At 42.3% G+C, this 25,739-nt stretch carries 31 protein-coding genes and 5 pseudogenes; 25 read left to right on the plus strand and 11 right to left on the minus strand.

Annotated features, from left to right (window positions below; all coding sequences use genetic code 11):
* Positions 1-421: 421 nt before the first annotated feature.
* The 4 genes from JCM19039_RS14145 to JCM19039_RS14160 form a co-directional block, all read right to left on the minus strand.
* Positions 422-1,177 carry a DUF4097 family beta strand repeat-containing protein gene (locus JCM19039_RS14145; protein ID WP_042428292.1) on the minus strand — a complete coding sequence of 252 codons (756 nt, stop codon included), beginning with the start codon at positions 1,175-1,177 and terminating at the stop codon, positions 422-424.
* Positions 1,174-1,722 carry an HAAS domain-containing protein gene (locus JCM19039_RS14150; RefSeq protein WP_042428295.1) on the minus strand — a complete coding sequence of 183 codons (549 nt, stop codon included), beginning with the start codon at positions 1,720-1,722 and terminating at the stop codon, positions 1,174-1,176. Before JCM19039_RS14150 ends, JCM19039_RS14145 begins: the two co-directional genes overlap by 4 nt.
* Positions 1,715-2,038: a PadR family transcriptional regulator gene (locus JCM19039_RS14155; RefSeq protein ID WP_042428298.1), complete on the minus strand. Its 324-nt coding sequence runs from the start codon at positions 2,036-2,038 to the stop codon at positions 1,715-1,717. Before JCM19039_RS14155 ends, JCM19039_RS14150 begins: the two co-directional genes overlap by 8 nt.
* Before the next feature lie 112 nt (positions 2,039-2,150).
* Positions 2,151-2,591: a hypothetical protein gene (locus JCM19039_RS14160; RefSeq protein ID WP_042428299.1), complete on the minus strand. Its 441-nt coding sequence runs from the start codon at positions 2,589-2,591 to the stop codon at positions 2,151-2,153.
* 339 nt (positions 2,592-2,930) lie between these two features.
* Between JCM19039_RS14160 and JCM19039_RS22255 the strand changes: the two genes are divergently transcribed.
* From JCM19039_RS22255 to JCM19039_RS14190, 8 genes and pseudogenes are all read left to right on the plus strand, one after another.
* Entirely contained in the window at positions 2,931-3,371 is a 441-nt protein-coding gene (locus JCM19039_RS22255) for a hypothetical protein (RefSeq protein ID WP_152550222.1), read from the plus strand.
* A gap of 2 nt (positions 3,372-3,373) precedes the next feature.
* A complete protein-coding gene (locus tag JCM19039_RS22260; RefSeq protein ID WP_081834540.1) occupies positions 3,374-3,640 on the plus strand; it encodes a helix-turn-helix domain-containing protein in 267 nt (88 codons plus the stop codon).
* Positions 3,637-4,428 carry an MFS transporter gene (locus tag JCM19039_RS22265; protein WP_052398820.1) on the plus strand — a complete coding sequence of 264 codons (792 nt, stop codon included), beginning with the start codon at positions 3,637-3,639 and terminating at the stop codon, positions 4,426-4,428. Before JCM19039_RS22260 ends, JCM19039_RS22265 begins: the two co-directional genes overlap by 4 nt.
* 25 nt (positions 4,429-4,453) lie before the next feature.
* The gene (locus JCM19039_RS22270; RefSeq protein ID WP_152550223.1) at positions 4,454-4,867 is read left to right on the plus strand and encodes an MFS transporter; all 414 of its coding nucleotides are present in this window, start codon (positions 4,454-4,456) and stop codon (positions 4,865-4,867) included.
* The gene (gene fosB / locus JCM19039_RS14175) at positions 4,857-5,276 is read left to right on the plus strand and encodes a metallothiol transferase FosB (protein WP_042428302.1); all 420 of its coding nucleotides are present in this window, start codon (positions 4,857-4,859) and stop codon (positions 5,274-5,276) included. Before JCM19039_RS22270 ends, fosB begins: the two co-directional genes overlap by 11 nt.
* Positions 5,276-6,363: pseudogene (locus JCM19039_RS14180) on the plus strand (ethanolamine utilization protein EutH). Before fosB ends, JCM19039_RS14180 begins: the two are co-directional and overlap by 1 nt.
* Before the next feature lie 20 nt (positions 6,364-6,383).
* A complete protein-coding gene (locus JCM19039_RS14185; protein WP_042428305.1) occupies positions 6,384-7,151 on the plus strand; it encodes a kanamycin nucleotidyltransferase C-terminal domain-containing protein in 768 nt (255 codons plus the stop codon).
* 66 nt (positions 7,152-7,217) lie between these two features.
* On the plus strand, positions 7,218-7,517 hold the full coding sequence (locus tag JCM19039_RS14190; protein ID WP_042428308.1) for a hypothetical protein: 300 nt from the start codon (positions 7,218-7,220) through the stop codon (positions 7,515-7,517).
* 39 nt (positions 7,518-7,556) lie between these two features.
* Here JCM19039_RS14190 and JCM19039_RS14195 read toward each other — a convergent pair whose 3' ends face one another.
* The 5 genes and pseudogenes from JCM19039_RS14195 to JCM19039_RS25715 all read right to left on the minus strand — a co-directional run.
* On the minus strand, positions 7,557-7,913 hold the full coding sequence (locus JCM19039_RS14195; protein WP_042428311.1) for a hypothetical protein: 357 nt from the start codon (positions 7,911-7,913) through the stop codon (positions 7,557-7,559).
* A gap of 66 nt (positions 7,914-7,979) precedes the next feature.
* Positions 7,980-9,135 (minus strand): annotated as a pseudogene (locus JCM19039_RS14200) (MFS transporter).
* A gap of 176 nt (positions 9,136-9,311) precedes the next feature.
* Positions 9,312-10,632: pseudogene (locus JCM19039_RS14205) on the minus strand (Na+/H+ antiporter family protein).
* 98 nt (positions 10,633-10,730) lie between these two features.
* Positions 10,731-10,961, minus strand: a complete 231-nt coding sequence (locus JCM19039_RS25710) for a DUF2179 domain-containing protein (protein ID WP_307190271.1) — start codon at positions 10,959-10,961, stop codon at positions 10,731-10,733.
* Between the two features lie 69 nt (positions 10,962-11,030).
* A pseudogene (locus tag JCM19039_RS25715) lies at positions 11,031-11,611 on the minus strand (YitT family protein); the annotation flags it as partial.
* A gap of 88 nt (positions 11,612-11,699) precedes the next feature.
* Between JCM19039_RS25715 and JCM19039_RS14215 the strand changes: the two are divergent.
* A complete protein-coding gene (locus tag JCM19039_RS14215; protein ID WP_042428314.1) occupies positions 11,700-12,680 on the plus strand; it encodes a zinc-binding alcohol dehydrogenase family protein in 981 nt (326 codons plus the stop codon).
* Here the strand turns inward: JCM19039_RS14215 and JCM19039_RS14220 are convergent.
* Complete coding sequence (locus JCM19039_RS14220; RefSeq protein ID WP_042428317.1) at positions 12,677-13,459, minus strand: hypothetical protein; 783 nt, start codon at positions 13,457-13,459, stop codon at positions 12,677-12,679. The genes JCM19039_RS14215 and JCM19039_RS14220 overlap by 4 nt on opposite strands.
* A gap of 224 nt (positions 13,460-13,683) precedes the next feature.
* Between JCM19039_RS14220 and cyoE the strand changes: the two genes are divergently transcribed.
* Positions 13,684-14,646: a heme o synthase gene (cyoE, locus tag JCM19039_RS14225; protein ID WP_081834541.1), complete on the plus strand. Its 963-nt coding sequence runs from the start codon at positions 13,684-13,686 to the stop codon at positions 14,644-14,646.
* Positions 14,647-14,717: 71 nt separating this feature from the next.
* On the opposite strand, the gene JCM19039_RS14230 is transcribed toward cyoE, so the two are convergent.
* Positions 14,718-15,176 (minus strand): GNAT family N-acetyltransferase, encoded by a 459-nt coding sequence (locus JCM19039_RS14230; RefSeq protein ID WP_052398823.1) that lies wholly within the window; start codon positions 15,174-15,176, stop codon positions 14,718-14,720.
* Positions 15,177-15,414: 238 nt separating this feature from the next.
* On the opposite strand from JCM19039_RS14230, the gene JCM19039_RS14235 reads away from it, so the two are divergent.
* The 15 genes and pseudogenes from JCM19039_RS14235 (at position 15,415) to JCM19039_RS24495 (ending at position 25,734) form a co-directional block, all read left to right on the plus strand.
* Positions 15,415-16,218, plus strand: coding sequence for an AAA family ATPase (locus JCM19039_RS14235; RefSeq protein WP_373975749.1), 804 nt, complete (start codon positions 15,415-15,417; stop codon positions 16,216-16,218).
* The gene (locus JCM19039_RS28035) at positions 16,133-16,369 is read left to right on the plus strand and encodes a hypothetical protein (protein WP_373975751.1); all 237 of its coding nucleotides are present in this window, start codon (positions 16,133-16,135) and stop codon (positions 16,367-16,369) included. The genes JCM19039_RS14235 and JCM19039_RS28035 overlap by 86 nt, the downstream gene beginning before the upstream one ends.
* Complete coding sequence (locus JCM19039_RS23895; RefSeq protein WP_152550224.1) at positions 16,366-16,815, plus strand: hypothetical protein; 450 nt, start codon at positions 16,366-16,368, stop codon at positions 16,813-16,815. The genes JCM19039_RS28035 and JCM19039_RS23895 overlap by 4 nt, the downstream gene beginning before the upstream one ends.
* Positions 16,812-17,567 (plus strand): DUF58 domain-containing protein, encoded by a 756-nt coding sequence (locus tag JCM19039_RS14240; protein WP_193744250.1) that lies wholly within the window; start codon positions 16,812-16,814, stop codon positions 17,565-17,567. The genes JCM19039_RS23895 and JCM19039_RS14240 overlap by 4 nt, the downstream gene beginning before the upstream one ends.
* Positions 17,567-18,454, plus strand: coding sequence for a hypothetical protein (locus JCM19039_RS14245; RefSeq protein WP_042428323.1), 888 nt, complete (start codon positions 17,567-17,569; stop codon positions 18,452-18,454). The genes JCM19039_RS14240 and JCM19039_RS14245 overlap by 1 nt, the downstream gene beginning before the upstream one ends.
* Positions 18,430-18,576 (plus strand): hypothetical protein, encoded by a 147-nt coding sequence (locus JCM19039_RS24490; RefSeq protein WP_193744251.1) that lies wholly within the window; start codon positions 18,430-18,432, stop codon positions 18,574-18,576. Before JCM19039_RS14245 ends, JCM19039_RS24490 begins: the two co-directional genes overlap by 25 nt.
* Positions 18,573-19,376, plus strand: coding sequence for a transglutaminase family protein (locus JCM19039_RS14250; protein WP_052398824.1), 804 nt, complete (start codon positions 18,573-18,575; stop codon positions 19,374-19,376). The genes JCM19039_RS24490 and JCM19039_RS14250 overlap by 4 nt, the downstream gene beginning before the upstream one ends.
* A gap of 119 nt (positions 19,377-19,495) precedes the next feature.
* Positions 19,496-19,744, plus strand: coding sequence for a DUF4129 domain-containing protein (locus tag JCM19039_RS22275; RefSeq protein WP_052398825.1), 249 nt, complete (start codon positions 19,496-19,498; stop codon positions 19,742-19,744).
* A gap of 79 nt (positions 19,745-19,823) precedes the next feature.
* Positions 19,824-21,364 (plus strand): annotated as a pseudogene (gene guaA / locus JCM19039_RS14255) (glutamine-hydrolyzing GMP synthase).
* A gap of 449 nt (positions 21,365-21,813) precedes the next feature.
* Positions 21,814-22,746, plus strand: coding sequence for a hypothetical protein (locus tag JCM19039_RS14260; RefSeq protein ID WP_042428326.1), 933 nt, complete (start codon positions 21,814-21,816; stop codon positions 22,744-22,746).
* The gene (locus tag JCM19039_RS22280; protein ID WP_052398826.1) at positions 22,743-23,489 is read left to right on the plus strand and encodes a hypothetical protein; all 747 of its coding nucleotides are present in this window, start codon (positions 22,743-22,745) and stop codon (positions 23,487-23,489) included. Before JCM19039_RS14260 ends, JCM19039_RS22280 begins: the two co-directional genes overlap by 4 nt.
* Positions 23,490-24,009: 520 nt before the next feature.
* Entirely contained in the window at positions 24,010-24,555 is a 546-nt protein-coding gene (locus tag JCM19039_RS14270) for an HAD-IIIA family hydrolase (protein WP_042428328.1), read from the plus strand.
* The gene (locus JCM19039_RS25720; RefSeq protein ID WP_238545068.1) at positions 24,556-25,005 is read left to right on the plus strand and encodes a bifunctional 2-polyprenyl-6-hydroxyphenol methylase/3-demethylubiquinol 3-O-methyltransferase UbiG; all 450 of its coding nucleotides are present in this window, start codon (positions 24,556-24,558) and stop codon (positions 25,003-25,005) included.
* A complete protein-coding gene (locus JCM19039_RS25725) occupies positions 24,972-25,271 on the plus strand; it encodes a hypothetical protein (protein ID WP_238545069.1) in 300 nt (99 codons plus the stop codon). The genes JCM19039_RS25720 and JCM19039_RS25725 overlap by 34 nt, the downstream gene beginning before the upstream one ends.
* A gap of 292 nt (positions 25,272-25,563) precedes the next feature.
* Complete coding sequence (locus tag JCM19039_RS24495) at positions 25,564-25,734, plus strand: NUDIX domain-containing protein (protein ID WP_193744252.1); 171 nt, start codon at positions 25,564-25,566, stop codon at positions 25,732-25,734.
* Positions 25,735-25,739 lie beyond the last annotated feature (5 nt).

A 25,739-nucleotide genomic window follows, 5' to 3' on the forward strand; every position in this document is an offset into this window, starting at 1 on the left:
AAATCGATATATCTCCATAAACTAGGGAACAGATTGAGCGAACTCGGTAACAGATTACCGGATCAATTGTACATCCCCGCCCCTAAGTACGCACAAGCTGTCGGCGCGGTTCACGCCGAACCGAGTCCGATTTGGCTTCGGCCGCGCTCAGGCCGACGGGTTGCTCGCTTATGGGCATTGAATCTGCGCTCCAGTTGGAACAAACTGCGCAGGAGTTTAGCGGAATGAGCGCAAAAATCGTTAAACTAGGCAAACTAGCGCGCAAAATGGCACCGCGCTACCCTTGCCAACCCAACACCAAACAGCACAATTTAGGAAAATGTTACGTTCATTCCACAAAAATCGGACCCGATGGTTCTTGTTAGCGAGTAACGTGTATAGTGATGCGCTATTTTCAATCACCTCTTTTCGGGATTTGTGATTAGTCATTTACGACGGTAATGCTTCCCACTTCTGTTTGTAAATCTAACTTCGGAGCGTCACCGGAAGGTTCGATATGTGTAATGGCTTCTGTGTCGACGACACCAACTGTTGTTTGTACATGACTTTGAATCATGTCGGGTAATTCTTTTACTGCAACAGTGATGCTGCCAACGCTTGAACGCACGGTCACGTCGTTAACGAGTTCATCCATGTCTAAACGAATGGCGCCTACTTCGGTCTCGGCTTCAATTTGACTATTTAAGTTCGTACCTTGGATGCTTCCGACATCAGAGTAGAAACGCCAAGCTTGTGAAGAGACATTCTGAGCTTCAATGTTGGCAACAGAAGTTGAAACGGTCACAAGCTCCAAGTCTACATCTGGAACATAAACATTCAGTGTGTGCCTCTCTGGAAAGATGCTGAACAGTTGTACGCGCGGTTCTCGGTCCATAACGACTTCTAACGTGGCATCGTTTAAGCGATGTTGAAGCTCTACATGGTTCCTTTGCATCCGCATTTGGCTGCCTTCTAAAGCAACAAGAATTTCATCATCGTCATGGGGACTAATTTGAATACTGCCGACGTCAGCTTGGATATGAAGGCGATCAATATCTTCTGTTGCGTACGTATACGATTGGTCCATATCTTCAAATTGAAAGGGACTCGTTCCGGCAATGTATTGTCCAACATTTCCAATAATGGAGATGAGAATCATGCTACTGGCGGTAATCACTATCGGCTTAATACGTATCATTTAGACTCACTCCTTACCATTCTCAAATTAAATTTCACGTATCGCAATATTAAGCTGTACATCCACTGGATGAGCTTCATCGTGCCAATGCCTAGCAAAAGCCCGACACCAACATAGCCAATCATAAGAAATCCTTGATTCCAATAGCTCTGACCAATCCCTTCTTGGATGAGCAGCAAAAGGGGAGAGATGACGAGCGTTCCTGCTGTGATTAAAAGGGCAATCGGGATAGATATGAGTGCGAGTAATGGTCCTAAAATAAAGATCAAATTAAACAAGCCTAAGGAAACAGCGGCAAAGACGGCTTTGGATACGCTTTTGTACGTCGGCTTCTGTTCAGCGGCAGTTAATTGATATTGAGCTCGAATTTCTTTCGCTGTTTTTTCTGGGGGACCTAGCCGGTCGGCAATCTCTTCTTCACTCCGCCCTTCCTCTATGCCAAGCACGAAATGTTCTTTATAATCATTGATGAATTCCTCTTGCTCGTGAGCAGGTATATCGTTTAAGTGTTGTTGCAATACGGATATATATTGATTTTTAGTCATGAGAATCCTCCCCGTGAATAATTTCTTGAACCCCTTGTGTAAAATGATTCCATTCCTTTAGTAATTCGTCTTTTAAAAGCAAGCCTTTATTTGTAATTGCGTAATATTTTCTTGGAGGCCCTTCTTTGGATTCAGACAAGTACGTGGAAAACAGTTCTTCCTTCGTCATTCTGCGAAGCAGTGGATAAATTCCACCCTCAGATATTTCGAATTTCTTTGATATTTCTTCAACCAATTCATACCCGTAACGGTCTTTATGAGACGTGAGTATGAGTACGCATAACTCGAGCACACCCTTTTTGAATTGAACATTCATCATTATCACCATCGCTTTAATCGGTACTGATTAATAAACAGTACTGATCGATATAAAGTAATAATAATCTGATAAAATGATCTTGTCAATAAAAAAAACGTGCAACCGCACGTTAAAGTAATACGAACAATAAGAGGACGACAACAAGAATACCCATCGTTAGATGGATGGATTGTTGAGGACTATCATTTGTACGAGAGAGAAGAGAGGTGAGGAGAGAAAAGGTTAAAAAGATAAAGATGAAGATGAAAGTAAGCAACCAATGAGATTGCACGGAGAGAGAAAAGAGTTCAAAGCTAATCATAAAACCTATGGTTAAAATAACTAAAACAACCGATGATACGAATGGCACTTTGGACCAAAAAGCATGATCAAACAATGACGGGTCTTTCTTATTTTCGATGAGGAAAAGCGCGTACACAACGAATACGAACACAATCAAAAACAATCCTGATACCGAACTAGGGATCACCGTGCCGTCTGGGGAAAAGAACACATTCACAATCCATTGAGAGATGAGGTGTGCAAACGATAACCCTGTAAACAGGATCATAAGTATAATGAGTTGGTACCACGTCCACTTAGAAAGTATGAATATCCTCTCCTTTATCGCTCACTAATACGAGGGTAACATAGGAAAAAAGATTTGCAAATTACGAATTGTTCGACTAGAATCGAACTATACTATTCGATAGGAGTCGAACAATATGCGCATTCAGTCTGAGTGTAAACCTGTGATGGAATTTCTCCTTAGTTTGAGATTATTTAGAAATCGTACGCATCAAAAACGGTTTGATCTTAACCATAAATGGAAAGAGGGAGCGGGAACATCTTTTTCTAAGGATCAGTTGGGTACATAGACACAGAGGCGTTTGAACAGACGTTGCTATACTTGGATCAACACTTGTTGTTAAGTGGTGTACAACCTAAAGGAATTATGACTTTCTTACAACAGGTTCAGAGTGAGCAGTGGCCAGAGAGCCATCCAAGAAATCCGTATTCCATTCAAAGTGATGGAAAAGAAATTTATGAAATTTTGCGCACGTGGTATGATGGATATTATCACAAAATTGAGGCAAAAGTGACAGCTGGGTTGTGGATGCAAAAGCAACGTGCCGACCAAATTATAGACCAATACCCACCGGTACAAGCTGTTGAGCAGGTGACGAATGGCATTTACTTAGAAGATATGAAAAGTCGTACCGTCATCGTAACGCCCCACTATCATTGGCGTCCAATTGTGTTATACAAAGACTATGAGGATGTATCTTATTATGCGTATTCAGCAGATGATCTTGTGCTATTCCGTGAAACGATTCCTCCTATTATTTAAGGGTGCAACAAGCACTCAGCGATGAACGGAGATTAGCGCTTTTGCGACTCCTAGTTGGAACTTCTAAGAGTTTTGGAGAAATTCACGAAGAGATGGGCTTAGCGAAAAGTACGGTGCATCACCACATCATCACACTTAGAGCTGCAGGCCTAGTACGAGTGCATTCTACATATGGAAAAAATGATCGGTATTCTTACAGAGAAGAAGGGATGGACGCCATGACGCTTCGGCTCCAGCAATTTTTGCGTGGAGGTGAGCAGTCATTATGAAAGTTTATATGAGTCGTTCGTTCGTCATTCTCTGGATTGCCCAGTCTGCATCGGCACTCGGGAGTACGTTTACGACGTTCATTATCTCTTTTTTAGTCTATCAATTATCGGATTCATTAATTTTTATGAGTCTTACTTGGATCCTCTTTACCGTTCCAAATATTATTATGAACCTCATTGCAGGTCCATATATTGATAAGTTGCAATACAAAAGTGTCATGATTTTCTCTGAGCTCATGCGGGCGTTAGCGATTAGCGTAATTCTTGTTTTTTCGGTAACGGGTGGATTGAACATTGGGTTGTTATTTGCAGCGACGGTTGTTTTTGGACTAGCAGAACCACTATTTCGCCCTGCTGGAATGGCGTATGTTGCGTATCTGCTCCCAAAATCGAAACTACAGCGAGGCAATGCGCTGTTAGAAGGAACGATGCAACTAACAATGATGCTAGGCCCAGCTTTAGGAGGAGTATTACTCGCCTTTCTCGGACCCAACTCTGTTCTCATATTCATTACGAGTGTACTAACGGTTTCCGGGGTTTTGTTGCTCTTTTTAACGAAAATACAAAGAGAAAGGTCAACGGCTGGAGAACGGTGGTTCCAAATGTTTAAGGAAGGGATTGGCTTTTACCGAGTGTTCCCGGTATTGTTTTGGATTGGGATTCTGATGTTAACCATTAATTTTAGTACAGGTGCGGCACAACCAATGTTTTTACCGTATATCCTTGAACACATCGGTGGAACCGAACTCCACTACGGCATATTCATGTCTCTTTTCTCGATCGGATGATGCTTGGTTCTGTTACGGCGGGCATATGGCAGTCCCCAAAAAACTTGCGCGTAGTGATGTTAGGCAGTCTCACGTGTTCGGGTATTGCGATGGCAACATTGGCGTTTACGACGACGATTTGGGTCGCTTGGGTCGTGTCGGCGGTCCAAGCTTTATCGCCATGCTTTTTACAATTAATAATACGACGTTTTACCAAAAACGAGTGCCAGAGCATTTGCGAGGTCGTGTATTTGCGGTTAGAACCATTTTGGCGCAAGCAGGAATTCCTCTAGGGGCAGGGGTTGGTGGGTTACTTGCAGAAGCTTACAATTTCACGGTGTTATTTATTATTCTTGGAGGATTAATTCTGCTCTCCACAATACTCGCGTGGAGTCATAAGATTTTCTATGAGTTAAACAAAGAACATACGATGACGAAAGGGGTCTCTCATGGAGATTAATCACATTACATTTTCAGTTAGTCATCTAAAGAAATCGATCGAATTTTATGAAACGGCACTTGATGCAAAGATTCTTGTAGAAGGGGAACGGATGGCCTATTTTGATTTAGCAGGAGTTTGGCTTGCGTTAAATGTTCAGACTGACATTCCAAGAAACGAAATTTCACATTCATATACACATATGGCATTCACCGTCACACCTGAAGAACTCCAGATGAAAAAGGAGAACTTTACAAAGGTCGGAATTTCATATGACGAAGGTAGAGATCGGGATAAAGGACGTGAAGGACACTCCATCTACTTCTCTGACCCAGATGGTCATCGGTTTGAACTTCATACAGGTAGTAGAGATCAGCGAATTGAATATTATAAGGAAGAAAAGAAACCGATGCGTTTTTATGAAGAGTAATGACAATTAATGACGTGATCTTCATCGTACTTCTCTGCTCATTTATTGTGGCAGCTGTAGACTACTTACTCGGTTCAAAACTAGGGCTTGGGCATAAGTTTCATGAGGCATTTCAATTGCTCGGCGCTTTGATGATCATTATTGTTGGCATCACTACGATAGCGCCCATCATTGCCACGTCGCTTCAATCAATTGCGGACCCACTGTATGGATTCACAGGTATTGAACCGGCGGCAGTGATTAATACGTTTATCGCCATTGATATGGGTGGTTATGCGTTAGCGAGGCACTTCACTACAATGAGGATGCGAAGGTTTTCGCATGGGCGCTTATTGGAACGATGTATGGCCCAACCATTGCATTTACAGTGCCTGTTGCACTCGGAATCATTGAAAAGCAAGACACCCCGCACTTTATTCGAGGTATACTTATTGGCATTATGTTTGCTCCTATTGGGTGTCTAGCAGGTGGTTGGGTGGCTGGGTTTTCTACAGGCATGATGCTCAACAATCTAATCCCAGCGATCGGGTTATCTGTACTTATACTTTTAGGTTTGATGTTCAAAGCTTCATTGGTGATCATTCTCTTTACGATGATTGGAAAAGCCGTTACGGTTGTTGCAGTCATTGGGTTGATGCTACTCGCCACCGATACATTGTTCGTCATGGTCCCAAATATCGCACCGTTACAAGAAGGAATGGGGATTTTAGGACAGATTGTCATTGTATTGGCTGGCGCTATGCCACTCGTATATGTGATTTCAAAGGTGTTAGAAAAACCTCTGCAAACGGTGGGGGCGAAGGTTAACTTGAACAAAGAAAGCAGTGCGGGACTGCTCGTATCTTTAGCACATGCAATTCCGGCATTGGCGATTTATAAGCATATGAATGAACGGGGAAAGGTTATTGTTGCCGCTTTTTGTGTGGCTGGGGCGTTTGTATTTGGTGGCCATCTAGGGTTTGTCGCAGGGGTGAGCCCTGAACATATGACAGCGATGATGATTGGCAAAGGAACGGCAGGTTTATTGGCCGTCGCTGGTGCATTGTATGCCACACGCCATATGAGCCAAACATTGCCCGGGAAATAATAGTGTATGAGGTGATTCGTGTGAGAGAACATCCATTGCCGACGTCAATTCAAGAAAAAGAGCAGTTTTACGCTTCGGTAGCAAAGCAATTGCTTTCAGAATTTGCGGGAGAGATCGTCGCGATTGGGTTGTATGGTTCGATGGCTACAGGCTCGGTTAGCCGTTATTCAGATATCGAAATGCATGTGATTATTACTGACAACTGTACGTTAAAAGAGCATGAATTCGTTTATCCTCCGTTTAAACTTGAGTTGTCTGTAGCAACTGAGCAACAGTTTCTAGAAGGAGCAACTAAGGTTGATGACAGTTGGGCAATCCGAACTGGCATATATATGAACATCCTTCCACTTCACGACCCAAGTGAGCTGTTTAAACGAGCTCGCGAGTTGCCACTTCTTATTGACGAACAAGACATCCGAGCGACGATGCGAATTTTTATGATTTGGGAGCCGTATGAAACAATGGGTAAAATTCGCGGCAACATGGAGATGGAAAACTTTCGTTATTTACCAATGGGTGCATATGACTTGGTTTGGCAAACAGCGAAACTCATAGGGCTGTGGAACCGGATTTGGTATAGCACGCGTGCGAAAACGTTTCAAGAAGCACTTGCCGCAGATTCGATACCTGCCGGGTTTGAACCATTAGCTTCTCGCGTTCTAACAGGCAAATTAGAGGACACAAAAGCTGTTTATGCATGCTGTGAGGCGTTATGGGAAGGATTAAACATCTGGTATGAGCAGTTAGGTATACCGTATATGGAACGAGAAATGCCGCAGTTTAAATAACAAATGGAAGTTGCAATTCAGGGTGTGGTCGTGTAGAGTGCGCAATAGAAAAAATGGAGGGTTCGCATGCACTGGATAACAATCTTGCAAATCGTAGCAGCGCTGGCGGTGACAGCACTAGGCTCGTGGCTTTTTTATCGAAAGTTCAAAGATCTTTACATTGTTCCTGGCATCATGATGATGGTGTGGTTTTTAATTGGCGGTGGGATGTATATTGCATTCATGCTGTTAAGTGATGCGACATGGTTACTTTTCGTGTTCCCTACGCTTATATTTGGGATGATCGTATGTGCGGCTCTCATGATCATTAGTTTAGTTGTCTCACTCGTTGTACGTATACGAAAGATTAAAGAAAGAACGTCTTAATCATAACCGTCAGATCAATTGGGCGTATTGATCTGACGGTTATCTTTTGCGGTTTAGTTGTGATTGCAAATTTTTAATCTTCCAGTTTACGTGATTGAGCTCTGTACGGAGTTGCTCAAGTTTGTTTTCTAGATGTTCCGGTGCGATTTGCCCATCTCGTAGCAGAAGTGAGTTTTCAGCCACTTGTGATTGAAAGGCAAAGCCGGTTGCCGCCTCTGTAGCTTCTGTGTTTTCTGTACGGGCAGCCACTTCACGAGCAATTTGTACACCGATAAGGCCGAGAAATGAGGACGTGGTATTCAGAATTGACCCAAAGTAAATCAAGTCCTCCGATATTTGAATGAGCTCGGCATCTCGGCTTGATTGCCCTTTTTTATTTTGTTGATTTTTGCTCATTCGACCACCTCACGTTTCTAGTTATTATTGTATGAGAAAGGTGGGCGGTCTGTGCACTGGATACGGTTAAATCGTTTTTCCTTGGATAGCAGGTTGTTTGAACGAATAAAGCGCAAACCCAAGCGCTAAAATGACGAGTACACTGCCTGCAAGTGGAGTGGCTGTTACCGACCAGCCATTCACAACAAGACCTCCTACACCAGAACCGATCGCAATTCCAAACTGCAATGCCGATGTGTTCACACTTTGTTGAATGTCTGAAGTATCGGGAGCCGTTTTGATGAGATAGCCTTGTTGAGCTGGAGCAATGGACCAACTGAGCATGCCCCATATCACGACGAATATAGCGAATAGTACTAATGAATTGACGGCGAATGGCATGGTGGCTAATACGATAAAGAAAAGAACGGTGAAGATGAGCACCGTTTTTTCCGGACCGATTTTGTCGGTGACGAATCCACCGATGCCCCCTCCGCTCACGCTGAGATGCCAAACACGAAGAATGCAACACTAACCCAAAAAGGTTCAGGTTCATCGTCACATTGAGAAACTCTGCAAAATACGCATAAAACGTATAGTGTCCGGCTAACACAAGCAATGTGACAAGATGTGCTGATGACAGTTTCGTGTGCCGTAAGGAACGCACTTGCTCTCGAACGGTGCTTACTTGTTCTGGTTGAATGGCGTCAAGAAACTTCATAATAACGAGCCCTGCAACAAGTGTTAGTAGAGCAATAATTAGAAAGAGGATGCGCCAACCATAAGCTTCACCTATGACGACACCTAACGGGACACCGAGCACTAATGCAGAACTAACTCCCATCGTAATAATTCCAATCGCTCTAGACTTATACTCTGGTTTTACAATTTTCGGAGCAATCGTGAGCGACAATACGATAATGAGCGAGGCGCTCATCGCCGTAATTACACGAAAGATCACGAGCACGGCATACGTCGGGCTTAAGAAGGCACCGATGTTACTTACGAAGAATACACCAAGAGAAATTAAGTATAACCGTTTGCGCTCGAACCGACTCGTTAACGAGAGAAGCACAGGGCCAGAAACGGCAAAAACGAGTGCGAAAATCGTAATGAGCTGTCCAGCAGCGCCGACAGATACGCCAAGATCTTCAGAAATTATCGGCAGAATTCCGCCGATAATTAATTCCACCATACCGACAACAAAGGCAGAAACAGCCAATACATATACTTTAAAATTCATATAAAAGCCCTTCTTTTTTGCGAAAATTAATCCAACTTTCTCATTCTAACGCAAAACATTTTCAGATTCAAAAAGAATCACAAACCGTCAATGTTTGCGCAGGCAATTTCCTTTCGATAAAAAAGGCTGTTCCTAAAAGCCGGTCAACCGACTTCTAGGAACAGCCTTTATACGTTCTATAAGATGACAGCAGCGAGCCAACCGAAACTGACAAGGGGAATGTTGAAGTGTAAAAATGTCGGTACACACGTATCCCAAATGTGGTTGTGCTGGCCGTCCGCATTAAGACCTGCAGTAGGCCCTAATGTACTGTCCGATGCCGGTGCACCTGCATCACCAATAGCACCAGCTGTTCCGATTAATGCAATCGTGGCAAGGGGGCTAAAGCCCATCGCTGCACAAATAGGTACGAACAAAGCAGCGATAATCGGCACGGTCGCAAAAGAAGAACCGATGCCCATCGTGATGAGAAGCCCGACGAGAATCATGATGATGGCAGCTAGCCCTTGGCTGTCTCCCATCCAAGCTGTAGAAGCATCGACGATCTGCTCCACATGCCCCGTTTCTCGAATAACTTCAGCAAACCCAGCGGCGGCAATCATAACAAAGGAGATAAATGCCATCATTTTCATACCATCAGTTAAAAGTGCATCTGATTCTTTAAATCGAACGTTTCTGCTAAACACAAGAATGATTAAACCTGCAAGTCCTGCAAAAATCATGGACCCGTAAATGATTTGAACAACAACCGTTGCAATGACGGCGAGTATGGCAAAAATGATGGAGTAAACCGTGTAAGACACCGATTCGTTTGTGTGATCACTCTCGATAGGGATGTTTTCATACGTGCGTTGCTTACGATACGTAATAAAAACAGCAACAAGTAGTCCAAGGAACATTCCGGCTGTCGGTAAGAGCATTGCAAACGACATTGATGAGCCGGCAGTCCATCCCGTTCAACGTCATATTTTCCAGAACAATATTATGGAATAGTGCCCCGAATCCAAACGGTAAGAGCATGTATGGCGCCTTTAGACCAAACGTCATAATTGACGCAACCGCTCGGCGGTCAATCAAAAGCTCATTTAACACTTGTAAAATTGGCGGAATGAGGATCGGAATAAAAGCAATATGAATGGGGATAACATTTTGTGACATACAAGAGATTAAAAAGATGACGAAAAGAATGAGCACTTTCGGCAATGTTTTTGACCGCGATTCTCCTTTTCTACCAATGAGACGAACAGCCCCATCGACGAGCAACTGTGGCAGTCCCGTTCTAGTGAGCGCCACTGCGAAGGCGCCGAGAACGGCATAACTAAGAGCGATGTCCGCATTTTCACCAAGCCCGTTGGTAAAGGTTGAGATCGTTCCTTCCATGCCTAGACCACCAAGAAGTCCACCAGCCAATGCACCGATAATGAGGGCAATGACCACATGTACACGCATAAGGCTTAGAATAATCATAAGTAAAACAGCAATAATAACCGCATTCATGAGAATCACCCTTTAATTACTTTAGTTCGATAAATCACTAATGAACTAAAATGTAATCTATCATTTCATAGCAAGACTGTCAACCGAGTATGCTTTGTTCAGACAGAATAGTTTGAATGAATTCGCTTCTGTATTTTTTTTCGTTTCACGTATGTGCCACCAGACACTTCACGAACGTGATGGACGACGATGAATGCGTTAGTGTCAATTTTTTCAACGATCTTTTTTAGATAGAACAATTGTGGAGTCGGTACGATGATGTACATCACATTTCGCTCTTGTTGTGTATAAATGCCGTGCCCTTTAAAAACGGTAGCACTTGCTGTCATTTTTTGAACGACTTCTTCAGCAATTTCTGGTGCTTTGTTGGAGACAATATTCACTGCCCGTCTCGTATTGACTCCTTCTAAAACAAAATCAGTCGCTTTCTTTCCGATAAAAAGCGCAATGATGGTGTACATCGTATACACAGGTCCAATAATAAAAACTCCGCTCAGGACGATCATGAGTCTAGAATAAAGTTCGTAGCCGTAAGATCAAAACCGAAACGAAAATTCAGCATTCTCGCAATAATCGATGTACCACCCATGGAACTACGTGCTCGGAAAATAAGTCCAAATCCAGCACCTGTAAAGATCCCTGCAAAGATTGCAGCAAGTAGAGGGTCGTTAATTGGAGATCCTACATCTTCTGTGAGAAAGATAAACAAGGAAAGTAGTGGGATGTTCACGAGCGATAACATCACCATACGCCGTGGAAGAAAACGATAACCGATAGCCAGAAGAATGCCATTTACAATGAATGTTACGAGTGCAGGTGATAAATTGATTCCATAATAGAGTAGTAATGAAAGTCCAGCAACTCCTCCTTCGGCAAGTTGGTTTGGCATTGATAATAGTGTGATGGACATGGCAAATAATAAGGTGCCCATCGCCATCACGATAAAATCTTTAATCGTATTCACCATTCTCACCTCCATTAATCATGATCATCATAACACTTCCACTGTGACAATATTCGTACATTTCTTTATTATGGAAAATAAGATGAAGAGAGGAGTGTATCGTATGAAAGCAGTCGGATTTTATCATGATGGAAACTTGGAAGATGTTACGGTTCAACAACCTGAACCTACGGAGCGTCAATTGCTCGTAAAAATCAAAGCGGTATCCGTGAACCCCGTTGACACGAAACAATTTACGGCTGGTGTTGGTCAGTTTGAAGAGCCACGAATTCTTGGTTATGATGCTGCTGGTGTCGTTGAACGAGTCGGCGATGGGGTCAAACAATTTCAAGAAGGCGATGATGTTTACTATGCCGGTGATGTCACAAAACTTGGCACGAATAGTGAGTATCATCTCGTAGATGAGCGTATTGTGGCGAAGAAACCACGATCGTTATCTTTTTCCGAGTCAGCTGCAGTGCCATTAACAACAATTACTGCTTGGGAAGCTTTATTTGATCGAATGGGTGTTAAGAAACAGCGAGAAGAAAACGCAGGGAAAAGGTTGTTAATTGTCGGTGCAGCCGGAGGCGTAGGGTCAATGGCGATTCAGATTGCGAAATGGGTTGGCCTTAGCGTTACGGCGACAGCGTCGCGTAAAGAAACGAAAGAGTGGGTGCACGCATTAGGTGCAGACCACGTGATTGATCATAGAGACATATTAGCTGATGGACAAGATTTGTACTCGTATGTCTTGTGTTGCACTCATCTATCTGACTACTGGGAAAGCATTGCAGCTGCTTGTGCGCCGCAAGGAAACATTTGCAGCATTGTCGCTGAAGAGCCGTTGGACCTTTCACTACTGAAAACAAAAAGCATCACGTTTAGTTATGAGTTCATGTTTACTCGCTCAATGTATGAAACGGATGACCAAATTGCACAGCATGAATTATTAACAGAAGCTGCTCGGCTGTTCGACCAAGGTGTGCTAAAATCTACGGTTCAAGACGTATACTCACCGATTAATGCGAAGAATTTAACACATGCCCATGAGAAGCTGAAAAGCGGGCGTGTGATTGGCAAAATTGTCGTCGAGTCTTTCTAACGCTTTCGCCAAATTGCACGCATATATCCAATCAGAAACCCTGATTTCATTAGATTCGACATGCTTTGACTCTGAAAAGACGCTTGGGCAATGGCAAGTGAACAACTTGCCTGAGCGCTTTTTAGGATTCTCGTGTGAATTAAGTTTTGATGATGCCCTTTTCCACGCTTTTTAGGGAGTGTGCCCGCTCCGGTAAGGTTGGCCACATCTCCATCGATGTGAAGAACGCCAAAACTATCGTCGCGATGATAATAAAACCAATTAGGATCGTCCATTAACTGCTCGTTATTTAACCCAATCGTTTCTGAAAAGGATGAAGGCATGGCAAAAGCACCAGCGTACAGTTCCCCGAAATACGATGAATCGTTACCGTTTAATTGGGTCGACAACTCATTATGAGAAATGCTCGTGTCGGGGTTAATCGGCTTAAAAAGGCAAACATGGAACCCCGCTTGATAAAATCCATATTCTGACAAACCACGTAGCAACGGTTCAATGTTTGTCGTTGGAGAGATGTCAAACGTGGGTGTGCTTTTGTGCTGTTTGTAAAAGTCAATAATATCAGGTAACAACGGCAAATGACTTGGGGTTAGAAGCCGTACAGTATTTAGTGAAGGGCCTGGAATCTTTTTTACAACGAAAGCCTTTGCGCCCTCAAACGCCCCGATTTCTACACCCATCGGGTTACCTGGCTGTTCCATATATGACTGCAGACGCTGTTGAAGCGTATACGATTCAGCGGCTTCCATTTTTTTGATGAGCTGTGAGTTTACGAGCAAAAGTCTCGCCCCTTTCAAGGTTCTGCTATCTATCATTGTACTTTACATTAAAGAACGATGTTGTAGAATTTCTAGTGAGAGGGTACACTAAAATGAGCAATTTGGACTCGTTTGCCGCATCCACATATTGTTCACACGCTTATTTGTGGATTTGCGGTTTTTTTTGTGCGAATCATGGTAGACTATATAGAGATATCATCGGCGCCAGAGGAAAGAGGGGGACAATGAGAAGTAATGTAAAAGTGGACAAAACAATGGATAAGGCAACGACGGCCTCAACCGCATCTGCCTCCCTATCGGTTCCACGTCAAAGCATTTCAAAAGTCATCGCTGAGACGGTGAAAACAGGGATTGTTAAATCAAATTTGATTGCGATGTTTGCGGGTATAGCATTAGCTTTATATGCCAACCAAGTAAGTCCATTGCAAATGATCCCAGAAATTGTGTTTGCAACGATTGGATCAGCATTTATTATCGGTGCTGCCGGCACGTTTAACAATGTATATGATCGAGATATTGATAGCATCATGGAACGTACGAAGAACCGTCCTACAGTGACGGGAGTCATGCCTGTACGTACTGCACTTATATTTGGAACGACAATCGCTCTTTTAGGGCTACTCGCTTTATTCTTTGCATCACCACTCGCAGCATTATTCGGGTTTATGGGTCTATTTCTATATGTTATCCCTTACACGATGTGGTCAAAGAGACGGTCGATTTATAATACTGAAATTGGGAGTATTTCAGGAGCAATGCCTCCACTTATCGGTTGGGCAGCCATTTCAACGGATATGCTCAGCGCGGGTGTACTTGGACTCTTTGTCGTAATGCTCTTATGGCAAATGCCGCATTTTTACGCAATTGCCATTCGTAAGCATGATGAATACAAAGCTGCCAAGGTGCCAATGCTTCCCGTTGTTAAAGGATTGAGACGCACATACGTGCAAACGAATGTATACTTAGTTGCACTTATTTTTGCCAGCTTTTTGTTTATGCCACTCAGTTTAGGGATTGTGCTCGTTGCACTCATCTTAGGAGTCGGCTGGTTGTTGCTTAGTATGATCGGGTATCGGCGGATGGATCCCCAAAAATGGGCGAAATCCATGTTTATTTACTCTCTGAACCATATGAGTATTTTATTTGCAACGATTATCTTGTATTGCATTGTTGCAACGGTATTTTAATGAAAAACAAGCTGCCATAAAAGAGCATCATCTTTTATGGCAGCTTGTTTAATACAATGAATTGTATTAAATTACGGGGATCCTCTAGTTAGGCATTGCAACCATACACCCGATTGTGCTTCTACTAAATGGTCATGAACAAAGCCAAATTGCCGATATAAATGAAGAGCAGGTGTGTTCAAGCTTCCAGTATGAACGTGTATAGGCGTTTCAGGGATGGAATGGGTAAGCAAATGGTTAACGAGACGCGTTGCGACACCTTTTCTGAAGTAAGACGGGAGCACGCATAGCCTCGTAATTTGAGCCTGGTTGGCCCCAGTTTCAAAAGCGATAAACCCAAGTAGCGTATCATCTTCAAAACAACCGAGGAATGTTTCCGTACTTGATTGAATTGAATGAACGGTATCTTTTAGATAAGGAATGCCGTCGAATCCAATTACTTTCGCCTCTTCTTCATATGCGGGGCACTGAACCGTTAAGATTTCTTCTGCGATGCCCGGTTCACTCGTGTTCACGAATCGAATTTGCAATGAGAGCCTCTCCCTTCATGGGTTTTTTCCGAACAATTGATCAATTCACATTATTGTAGCATAGGTTGGCCATCTGTTCGATTGCCTTTTCGTATACCGTATGTTTCGTATAGCAAATAGGCGACGATTTGCTTACTGAAAAAAATGGGAGAAATTACAGAAAAAAATGATCATTGAAGGATTTATTTAATGTTATGATGAAAGTTACGGAGAAGGAGAATGTTGAGGAGGAATTTTTTTGAATCAACCGAGAACTCAATTACAAGAAATTATAGAAGCTGTCGAGTATGTCGTAGTCGGAAAACGTGAGGTCATCACACTAACGCTTACTGCACTTTTAGCACGGGGTCATGTACTTATTGAAGATGTTCCTGGTGTTGGAAAGACAATGCTCGTTCGTTCAGTAGCTAAAGCAACAAGTGCCGATTTTAAGCGGATTCAGTTTACCCCGGACTTACTTCCATCCGACGTCACCGGTGTATCAATATATAATCAACGCACGCAAGAATTTGAATTCCGTCCTGGCCCGATTATGGGGAATATTGTGTTGGCTGATGAAATAAACCGCTCCTCACCAAAAACACAATCAGCGTTGCTTGAAGCGCTTGAAGAAGGCATGGTTACCGTGGATGGTCAAACCCATCAACTGCCTGAGCCTTTCTTTGTCATGGCTACGCAAAATCCGATTGAGCACGGAGGAACGTACCCATTGCCCGAAGCGCAATTGGATCGCTTTTTATTCCGTATACAGATGGGGTACCCAAATGAAATGGAAGAAATGGATATGCTTGATCGAACAGAGAATACTCATCCGTTTTCGCATTTGCAATCGGTCATTTCTGTAGATGAAATTGAACAATTACAACAAGAAGTCACCGGTGTGTATGTCGATGATTCTGTGAAGCAGTACATCGTCGCCATTGTTAGGGAAACGAGAGATCTTGAAGGCGTCGAGCTTGGCGTCAGCCGCGTGGTTCAATTGCGCTCATGCGTGCGAGTCAGGCGTATGCTATGTAAATGGTCGAGAATATGTGCTTCCTGATGATGTGAAATACCTTTCACCATTCGTACTCGGTCACCGATTGGTACTTCAGACCGATGTATTGGGAGCACAAGGGGAAGATACTGCTCTAATTGAACGCGTGTTAAAGCGTGTAAACGTGCCAGCAACCCGGAAAGATATCGTTCGATGAAGTTCAAATACGGGAACTTTTTCGGTCTCGTGTTCCGACTGTTGTTCACGGTCATTATGATTGCCGTGTTATACAGCTATGCCATGTTTCAAGGCGGGTTTATTAGTTGGTTTTTATTTTACAGTGTGGTAACCATCGTCGGTCTTGGTATGCTCTCGACCGTAACGCCACTTAAATTCGTACAAGTGAGTCGTACGATTCGTGACCATCAACTTAAGAACGGGGATCATACGACGGTTGAAGTGACTGTAAGGAAAACAGGCCCATTCCCTCTCCTTTATTTAGGCGTCATGGATGAAGTGCCAAAGGGGTGCGAGTTGAAAGTCACCCAGGTGCATTCTTTTTTATGTTGTTTGCCAAAGAGAAGACATACAGTTATGTCGTCAAAGGCGTCAAACGTGGATTGTACCCGTTCGATCACTTCACACTTGAGACAGGGGATATGATTGGATTTTTTCGCCGAAAAGCGATAAAGAAAGTGACGAATGAGCTTGGTGTATATCCAAACCTTGCCACGCTCCCCGATTCGTTTTTGCAAAGGAAGATGGAACCACACCACTTGGCGAAACTTGAAGGCGGTGGACAGGCAAAATCAAGTTATGATGAGACGATGGATTTTTCTAACGTGCGTGAATATGTAGCGGGTGACCGCCTGTCAAGTATTGACTGGAAAGTCACCGCCCGTCAGAACAAGTTAGCAACAAAGGCTTTTGACCGTGAAGAAAGTCGAGGGTATACGGTCATGCTTGATACGAGGACAGAAGACAACGGCGCATTTGAGTCGGCGATTGAATGGACAGCAGGGCTAGTTGATCATAGCTTTGAACATGGGATTCTGATGAATTTCGCTGCTGTAGGTGAACGCTCCTATACGACGAAGAAAGGGCAAGATCATACGCATTTACGGCACGTAATGAATATTCTTGTCAAAATCACTCCAACAGCAGCTATGAAACGCGCGCCCATTCAAAAAGGCTTCCAATTTCTAAACACGGTCATTTATGTGACCCCTACCCTTCATGACGGTGCCGTTGCGGATGTTCGTAAGCTAAAACAATTGGGGCAGCATGTGATTGTTTTTTACGGAAATCACGAAGCAGCGCCAATCCAATTCAAACAGTTGCGTATTCCGACAATAGAAATGCCGCTCACTCATCAAACCGATGTGCGTCGGGTGTCGAGAAGGAGGAGCAGCTAATGCGAAGTGGGACATCTTTTTTTCAAAACCCTCAACACGTATTTTTGTATCTGCTCACATACATTTTATTGGCTGAATGGTTATTTCCATTGCCTTATTTTACGGATACCGGATACGTGCACGTATTCTTGTTGTTAACGGCATTTCTTTTTGTTGTCAATGCAATTTCGATGCATTTCATACTACGGCTTTTGTTTGTCACAGCTGCAATCTTGTATAGTATGCATACGATATTCTTTCAAGATGTGTTTTTAGGAATCTCGTGGTGGCAAACGTTCTTATCGATGACGTTTGAGCAAACGCTGCTCATCTTTACGGGTGACTTGTACGCTTTGAACGAAATGTACCGCTCCTTTTTATTCATGATTCTCTTAGCACTCATGAGCTTTCTCACGTTTTATTGGGTTGTCTACGTCAGGCGAATGATGTTTTTCTTTATATGTTCAGTCATTTATGTTGCTGTTCTTGATACATTTACGCTTTATGACGGCGCATGGGCGATGCTCAGGTTATTCATCATTGGGTTTGTGCTCGTTGCACATTTGAAGATGTCGCGGTTATCACTAACGTATATGAACATTTCCATGAGGCATTGGTGGCGTTGGTCGATCGTCACGTTACTCGTCGTTAGCATTGCAACAACTGCAGCTGTCTCAGCACCAAAATTGACGCCGCAATGGCCAAATCCTGTTCCTTTCATTCAAGCTGCAGGCGGTTTTGGCACGGAATATGATACAGGCAACCGTCGGATTGGCTATGGAGATCATGACGATCGTCTCGGCGGAGGTTTTGAAATGGATGATACGCCTGTCATGTATGCATCCGTTGATAACCTGGGTATTGGCGGGGTGAGTCCAAGCATGTGTATACCGGTCATGGTTGGGTAACAGAACAACATAGTGAAGCGATTGAAGAGAGAGGCCGTGTGCAGCTCTATGGAAATGACACAGAAGTAGAAGAGCAATCGGCGCATGTGACGTATACACCACGTTTAGCGCCAATGATATGATTTTTACGCAAGGTGAGTTTTTAGAAGCACATTCGAATGACAACCCCATGAATTATTATGTAGATTCGGTGAGCGGAAGAATTGAGATGGGGACGGGGTACAATGAAGAAGCAGGTATGGAAATTGAGTATAACGATGCCGACTTCTCAATAGAACGGATGGAATACACGCCATTAGATGACAGTGATGACCCGGAAGCGATTGTGTCCCGGTATTTGCAATTGCCAAACGAGCTTCCAGACCGGGTTCGTGAACTTGCCGATGATCTAACATCTGAGAGTGAAAATCGATATGACGCTGTGAAGGCCATTGAGACGCATTTGCGCCTTGAATACGATTATGAAATTGAGAACGTGCCAATCCCTGAAGAAGGACAAGATTATGTCGATCAGTTTTTATTCGACAGCCAGATTGGTTATTGTGATAACTTCTCTACCGCGATGGTTGTCATGCTGCGTTCTCAAGACATTCCAAGTCGCTGGGTAAAAGGATTTACGTCTGGTGAGCTTTCTGGAACAGAAGACAACCAGAGCGTGTATGAGGTATCCAATTCCAATGCCCACTCGTGGGTGGAAGTGTACTTCCCAAATGTCGGATGGGTACCGTTTGAACCGACACCTGGCTTTGATAATGAATCATCACACGTGTACACGGACATCGAGATTGGGGATACCGAAGACGTGGACCCGATGGATGATTATGACCCTCTATTAGATGAGCAACAAGAAAACGCTGGGCTTGAGGAAGAGGAAGAAGGCGCAGCGGCTGTAGGCGGTGATTCATCATTCCCGACGGTTTAGTCGCTGTTCTACTCGGAGCTGTAGTCACCATCGCAGCAACACTGTTTTTCTTACGGAAAAAACTCATTTATGCATGGATGAAGCGAAAACACCAGTCAGTTAATTCAAAAGGGGACTTTTTGCAAGCGTATGAATCTGTGTTGTGGTATTTGAAGTTTATTGGATTAACACGAGCAAGACATGAAACACTATCAGAGTATGCGTCGAGAATTGATTTTCGTTTTCAAGATGAACAGATGAGCGTTTTAACGAATGTGTATCATGACTTGTATTACGGAGCTAAAGATCCGGTTCTTCCCGAAAAGACAGAGGGTCATATCCAGAAAATGTTTGATTATATTCACAAGAGCAGTTCATCGTTGCGTTGACCATTCTATCGTATATTGATAAAATTAATCTCGGATTTTAACACGAACGGCAGATAAAACATTCACGAGGTGCGAGCAAATGAATAAGGAAATGAATGAAACGATCGCTGTTTTAGATTTTGGCGGTCAATACAATCAACTCATCACACGGCGAATCCGTGATCTTGGGGTGTACAGTGAGCTCTATTCAAACGAAGTGACGGCTGAAGAGCTTCAGCAATTGGACTTAAAAGGAATTATCTTCTCCGGTGGCCCAAACAGTGCCTATGTAGAAGGAGCACCGACGTGCGATCCGAAGATTTATGATTTAGGCGTGCCGATCCTCGGCATTTGCTACGGGATGCAACTCATGACCCATCATTTTGGGGGCAAGGTAGAAGCGGCCAATCATCGTGAATATGGAAAAGCGATGATTCAAGTTGAGAACGAATCAAAAGTATTCAAAGCGTTGCCGAGTGAGCAACTCGTATGGATGAGTCATGGCGATAAAATTGTTGCCCCACCTGAGAATTTCATCGTGGACGCAACGAGCCCATCATGTCCAGTTGCGGCGATGAGCAACGAAGCCGAGCAACTTTACGGTGTGCAATATCACCCAGAAGTTCGCCATTCCGAGCACGGCGACGCGCTTCTAAAAAACTTTGTGTACGAAGTGTGTAACGCAAGTGGCGAATGGTCAATGGAAAACTTTATCGACATGGAAGTGAGAAGATTCGCGCAGCCGTTGGCGATCGCAAAGTGCTCTGTGCGCTCAGCGGTGGTGTTGACTCATCAGTGACGGCGATGCTCGTCCATCGTGCCATCGGCGACCAGCTTACGTGTATGTTCATTGACCACGGTTTGCTTCGCAAAAACGAAGGTGACCTCGTTATGGAAATGTTCGAAGGCAAATTTGATATTCATGTGAGACGAATTGATGCCGCTGATCGTTTTCTCGGAAAGCTCGAAGGCGTCAGCGACCCTGAACAAAAGCGTAAGATTATCGGCAACGAATTCATTTACTTGTTTGAAGAAGAAGCGGCTAAGCTTGAAAACATGGACTTTCTTGCCCAAGGCACATTGTACACCGATGTGATTGAGAGCGGTACAGCAACAGCAGAAACGATTAAATCGCACCATAACGTTGGCGGGTTGCCTGAAGACATGCGACTCGATTTAATCGAGCCACTGAACACGTTGTTCAAAGATGAAGTTCGCATACTTGGAACCGAACTCGGTTTGCCAGAAAGCTTCGTATGGAGACAACCTTTCCCTGGACCTGGCCTCGGTATTCGTGTCCTCGGTGAAATTACCGAAGAAAAATTAGAAATCGTTCGGGAATCCGACGCCGTCTTGCACGACGTGCTTCAATCCCACGGACTCGACAAAGAGATTTGGCAATTCTTCACCGCACTTCCAGGCATGCGAAGTGTTGGCGTCATGGGAGACTCCAGAACGTATGACTATACCGTAGGTGTACGTGCTGTCACATCGATCGACGGCATGACGTCAGACTGGGCAAGAATCCCACACGACGTGCTCCAAGAAATCTCAACACGAATCGTAAACGAAGTCGCACACGTCAACCGCGTCGTGTACGACATTACGAGTAAGCCACCCGCGACGATTGAGTGGGAATAAGTTGCAGGAGAGTCGAAACCCCTTAATCAAAGGGAGTTCGGCTCTTTTTTATTTTCCAATTAAACTTTTGGGTTTATGCCTTTCAAGGTGTCCTTAGTAATGATTTTCCTGATAATACTCATAAATTCACTTTTCAGGTTCAAAGGAAACGTTATAAGTTAAAAGAAGATTTTTCGATAGTTTAAGCTTGCTACTTTTGCATATGAATCAGTTTGATACTATAAATACTTATTTTATAGAAATAATGGAAATGCATCAAAATACTATTTAATCGATTTTTCATAGCTTTATTTGTTGCCTAAAATTAATCTATTTAGTTTGACATACTATTCATTTCTTAATGAGTAATTATACCCTCATTACGGTCTGCAATTTTGCATAATACATAAAATGAGTTACTATATAACTAGGCAGAATAAAATGTTAATTACTTGACAGGGGGAGAAACTATGAATGTTTTTAAATTAAATATTATAGTCGATAACGCCCAAATAGAATTAGAGGGTCAAGGAGAATTAGTTTACAAAATTTTTCAAGAGCTAAAGGAAAATGGATTAGGTAAATTAACTCCACTAACTAAAGAGTACTCTTCGAATCCAGTACTTGCTAACAATAGTGAAGAAATCTCAAACGATGTTCCAAAAACTAAGACCACCGATAATTTAAAAGAAGATCCAAGTTTGGTAAAAAAAGATTTTCCTGCGTTACAAAATGTAGTACTGCAGGGTACGCCCCAAACAGAAAAAGATTGGTTACTGGTCTATGCCGCATATTGTTCTCAGCAAGGTGAATGTTCATTCACAAGAGATGACTTGCGAGCTAAATATGATGAAACTAATCGCAAGACTATACCACGAGAAAAAAACTTTTCAACAAATGTCAAATCTTTAATTAGTGACCAGTATATCTCTGCAATTAATGATACTGAATTTAGACTTGAGAAAACAGGGTTTGAAAGGGCAAAAGTGATTCTTTTAAGTTCACCAAATAAAAGAAAAACAAAACAAAATAGTTCATCTAGAAAGAAAAACACTCCAACAAGCTATAGCCTGTTAGAATTAGATTTGTCAGAAGAACAGCGAATTTCATTTAGAGATTTTTGGGAAAAGCATAAACATCCATCAAACATAGACAAGGCTGTAATTATTGCGAACTGGTTAAAGGTGGAAAAAGAAATTAATGATTATACACCAAACCATTTCTTTACGATGTTACGTACTATTGAAGAAAACACTAGTTTTAATATTGCAGCTGCAATTAAAAATGCAAAAAACACTAAGCATTTTTTTACTTATGATGCCGACAATAAAGTATATATCTTGACTCATATTGGTGAAGATCGCGTAAAAACACTAAAAACTGCTAGAAAGGAAGATGAATGAATAATCTAAGTTCTTTTTCTTTGCATATCCCCAATCTAAATAGACGAACTGCTAGTGACTTAATACCAATTTTTGCTTACTATCTGCAAGAAATCAAAGGAGTAACTCCGTTTTCAGCATCTGACATAGCTTCTTGTTTTAATGAATTGGCTATTAAACCTTACTCCAATATTTCATCATTTTTAAGTTCAAAGGCAAAAGGAAAGACAATAATATTCCTTAAACAGAAAAAAGGGTATACTTTGAGCAAGCAAGCAAAAGATTTATTGGCAAAAGAATTGTCAATGCCCGTTGATATACCTGTATCAAGTGCTTTAATTGATCTATTTATTATAGAGGGAACTCCTTACTATATTAAAGGAATTGCAAAACAAATGGCTCAATGTTATGAATGTGGGTTTTATGACGCAACTTTAGTCCTGATGCGTAAACTATTAGAAACATTAATAATTGAGAGCTTTGAGCGCTTTGGAGTTGACAGTGCTATTAAAGATAGCAAAGGAGATTTTCTTTATTTAAGTAATCTGATACCAAAATATTTAGAATCTGATAAATGGAATACCAGTAGAAATTTAAATAAGAATATTCTTAAGATCAAAAAATATGGTGATTTGAGTGCTCATAATAGACGATTTAAAGCGAAAAAGTCAGATATAGATGAATTTAAATTTGAACTACGTCAAGTATTACAAGAAGTAATACTTGCTATTGATTATTCTAGTTGGAACAGAGCTGCTAAATAATCGAAGGGATGATTGATAATTCTCACTAAGAAAAAATCAATGTTCAAAATAGAATTTATTTGTTATTTTTTGAGTTAACGTCATTACAAAAAGATATTTTTTAAAGGTGTTCAATTCTAAAAAGCCGAATTGATTTCTCATTTCTGCTTTGTGATTTATTTAAAATTCTGTGGCACACTTTATTATCAATTTTCATGTTTTTATTGTTTTTGATATTTCCCGAAATCCTATCATATCAATGATATTGCATTATATTGTATTGGCGAAGTATTGAGTGGGAATAGTAACAGATGCCCTGAAAACCTTGGTAAAACCGAGTTTTTAGGGCTTTTATATTTTTTTTGCATAGTTGTTGTATAAATTGAAGTTTGTTGAACAGCGGATAATTTCGTTAGATTAAGAATCAAAAAATTAATGATTCTCCAACTTACCGCTCAATGTGTATACTTATTTTAAAATGGATGGTCCAATTATTACGACGTTGTAAGAGAAATCGTGTGATTGTAATGGAGGAGGATGTATGTTCCAAGAGATACAAGCTGTATTCATTGATCGAGACGGGTCAATGGGTGGAACGGGTCATTTTATCCTCCCAATTGATTTTTCGCCGTATCCATTCACCCGTAAAGCGCTAAAAAAGCTAAAAGATCACGGCGTGAAGCTATTTGCTCTAACGAATCAGCACCGGATTAGTAAGGGCGAGGCAACAGTAGCGGACTTTCGAATGGAATTCGACGAGCTGGGCTTTAATGATTCGTTTATTTGTCCTCATAGTCCAATTGAACGGTGCGGATGTTATAAACCTGAGATTGGCTTGCTTTTAGAGGCTCAAGAAAAATATTATTTAGATCTTAAAAAGACCGTTATTATCGGAGATGTAGGTTCAACGGATATGTTAGCTTCACATAAAGTGGGTGCTTACAAGATAGTAGTGGCGACAGGTTGGGGCGAGCGCTCAAAAAGTGATTATCGTCAGACTTGGCTAGAGACAGAGGCTGACTATTATGCAGAGCACTTGCTTGATGCCGTAGATTGGATACTAAAGAAGGGAAAAGGTGCTAAGTAGATGATTCCACTCGTATATGATCAAATTAATCAGTGGGGAAAAGACGATGAATTCTTTTTACAGTTATTGAAAAAGGTACAGCCGAAGAACGTAGCCGATGTAGGCTGTGGCACAGGACGGTTTACAATCCACCTAGCAAGAGCTGGCTACGATGTAACCGCAATTGATCCGAATGCTGAAGCGATTGCTTTAGCGAAGGAGAAAGAACATGCCGCCGAAATAAGCTGGATGATTGGAGATAGCGCCACGCTACCATCAGAGAAGTTTGATGCTGTCATCATGACGGCAAATGTAGCCCAGGTCTTTTTGACGGATAAAAGCTGGCAACAAACCCTTACTGACGTGTACCGCTCTTTAAAACCAGGTGGACATTTTCTCTTTGATACGCGCAACCCGAGCGCAAAAACATGGGAAGTATGGGAACAAGACCAAACCCTGATCGGGCAGTAGACGAGGCTACAGGGGACCCGCTTGAAATATGGACAGCTTACGATGGTTTTGTTGACGGTGTGTATACGTTTTATGAAACGGTTAAACATGCAAAAACAGATGAAATTCTTGTGCATGAAAAAATGCAATTAATATTTCGCACGGAGGAAGAGATTACACATTCGCTAGAGCAAGCTGGTTTCGCACAGGTGCAAGTTTATGGTGACTTTGACTGGAAAGCAGCAGGAGTGGAAACGAAAGCGTTTGTTTTTCACAGCATAAAGTAGGGCTAAGATTCTAGCTAATCGACCATAATTTGTACTAGTAGGAATAATGAATTTGGTCATCAACATTTTCACAAACTCAGGTGTTGCCATAGAGATTACATCTAAAAAACCATCAATAACGAAGCAAACAATCTCACCATTTTTGTACTTTTTACTTACTTGTTCATTAGATAGCCTCCACTACGTCAGATCTAAGAAAGGGTATACATAAATTTAGCTCACTGACGTTCTATTCTTAACAGCCCCTGTCGTTGATTAGTTCAGAAAGCATTAGAAAGTAGAGGTGGTAGAAATGAAAACAGTAACGAAAACAACAGCTTATATTACGAGAAATAAAAAGAACAAGTTTCAATTACTAACGATGGTTGAAGAAGGTGTAGAGTCATACGGAATTCAAGTTCCAGGAGGAACGTTAGAAGACGATGAAACGTTGGAGCAGTGCCTAATGCGTGAGATTGATTAAGAGTC

It is taken from the genome of Geomicrobium sp. JCM 19039, from assembly GCF_000698145.1.
In the GTDB taxonomy this organism is placed as follows: Bacteria; Bacillota; Bacilli; order Bacillales; family Marinococcaceae; genus Geomicrobium_A.

Excerpts from the sequence above, each read along its gene's own strand:
- JCM19039_RS14145 (WP_042428292.1), bottom strand. The coding sequence starts at position 1,177 with ATGATACGTATTAAGCCGATAGTGATTACCGCCAGTAGCATGATTCTC.
- JCM19039_RS14150 (WP_042428295.1), bottom strand. The coding sequence starts at position 1,722 with ATGACTAAAAATCAATATATATCCGTATTGCAACAACACTTAAACGAT.
- JCM19039_RS14155 (WP_042428298.1), bottom strand. The coding sequence starts at position 2,038 with ATGAATGTTCAATTCAAAAAGGGTGTGCTCGAGTTATGCGTACTCATA.
- JCM19039_RS14160 (WP_042428299.1), bottom strand. The coding sequence starts at position 2,591 with ATGATCCTGTTTACAGGGTTATCGTTTGCACACCTCATCTCTCAATGG.
- JCM19039_RS22265 (WP_052398820.1), top strand. The coding sequence starts at position 3,637 with ATGAAAGTTTATATGAGTCGTTCGTTCGTCATTCTCTGGATTGCCCAG.
- JCM19039_RS22270 (WP_152550223.1), top strand. The coding sequence starts at position 4,454 with ATGGCAGTCCCCAAAAAACTTGCGCGTAGTGATGTTAGGCAGTCTCAC.
- fosB (WP_042428302.1), top strand. The coding sequence starts at position 4,857 with ATGGAGATTAATCACATTACATTTTCAGTTAGTCATCTAAAGAAATCG.
- JCM19039_RS14190 (WP_042428308.1), top strand. The coding sequence starts at position 7,218 with ATGCACTGGATAACAATCTTGCAAATCGTAGCAGCGCTGGCGGTGACA.
- JCM19039_RS14195 (WP_042428311.1), bottom strand. The coding sequence starts at position 7,913 with ATGAGCAAAAATCAACAAAATAAAAAAGGGCAATCAAGCCGAGATGCC.
- JCM19039_RS25710 (WP_307190271.1), bottom strand. The coding sequence starts at position 10,961 with ATGACAGCAAGTGCTACCGTTTTTAAAGGGCACGGCATTTATACACAA.
- JCM19039_RS14215 (WP_042428314.1), top strand. The coding sequence starts at position 11,700 with ATGAAAGCAGTCGGATTTTATCATGATGGAAACTTGGAAGATGTTACG.
- cyoE (WP_081834541.1), top strand. The coding sequence starts at position 13,684 with ATGAGAAGTAATGTAAAAGTGGACAAAACAATGGATAAGGCAACGACG.
- JCM19039_RS23895 (WP_152550224.1), top strand. The coding sequence starts at position 16,366 with ATGAAGTTCAAATACGGGAACTTTTTCGGTCTCGTGTTCCGACTGTTG.
- JCM19039_RS14240 (WP_193744250.1), top strand. The coding sequence starts at position 16,812 with ATGATTGGATTTTTTCGCCGAAAAGCGATAAAGAAAGTGACGAATGAG.
- JCM19039_RS14245 (WP_042428323.1), top strand. The coding sequence starts at position 17,567 with ATGCGAAGTGGGACATCTTTTTTTCAAAACCCTCAACACGTATTTTTG.
- JCM19039_RS14250 (WP_052398824.1), top strand. The coding sequence starts at position 18,573 with ATGATTTTTACGCAAGGTGAGTTTTTAGAAGCACATTCGAATGACAAC.
- JCM19039_RS14260 (WP_042428326.1), top strand. The coding sequence starts at position 21,814 with ATGAATGTTTTTAAATTAAATATTATAGTCGATAACGCCCAAATAGAA.
- JCM19039_RS22280 (WP_052398826.1), top strand. The coding sequence starts at position 22,743 with ATGAATAATCTAAGTTCTTTTTCTTTGCATATCCCCAATCTAAATAGA.
- JCM19039_RS14270 (WP_042428328.1), top strand. The coding sequence starts at position 24,010 with ATGTTCCAAGAGATACAAGCTGTATTCATTGATCGAGACGGGTCAATG.
- JCM19039_RS25720 (WP_238545068.1), top strand. The coding sequence starts at position 24,556 with ATGATTCCACTCGTATATGATCAAATTAATCAGTGGGGAAAAGACGAT.
- JCM19039_RS25725 (WP_238545069.1), top strand. The coding sequence starts at position 24,972 with ATGGGAACAAGACCAAACCCTGATCGGGCAGTAGACGAGGCTACAGGG.
- JCM19039_RS24495 (WP_193744252.1), top strand. The coding sequence starts at position 25,564 with ATGAAAACAGTAACGAAAACAACAGCTTATATTACGAGAAATAAAAAG.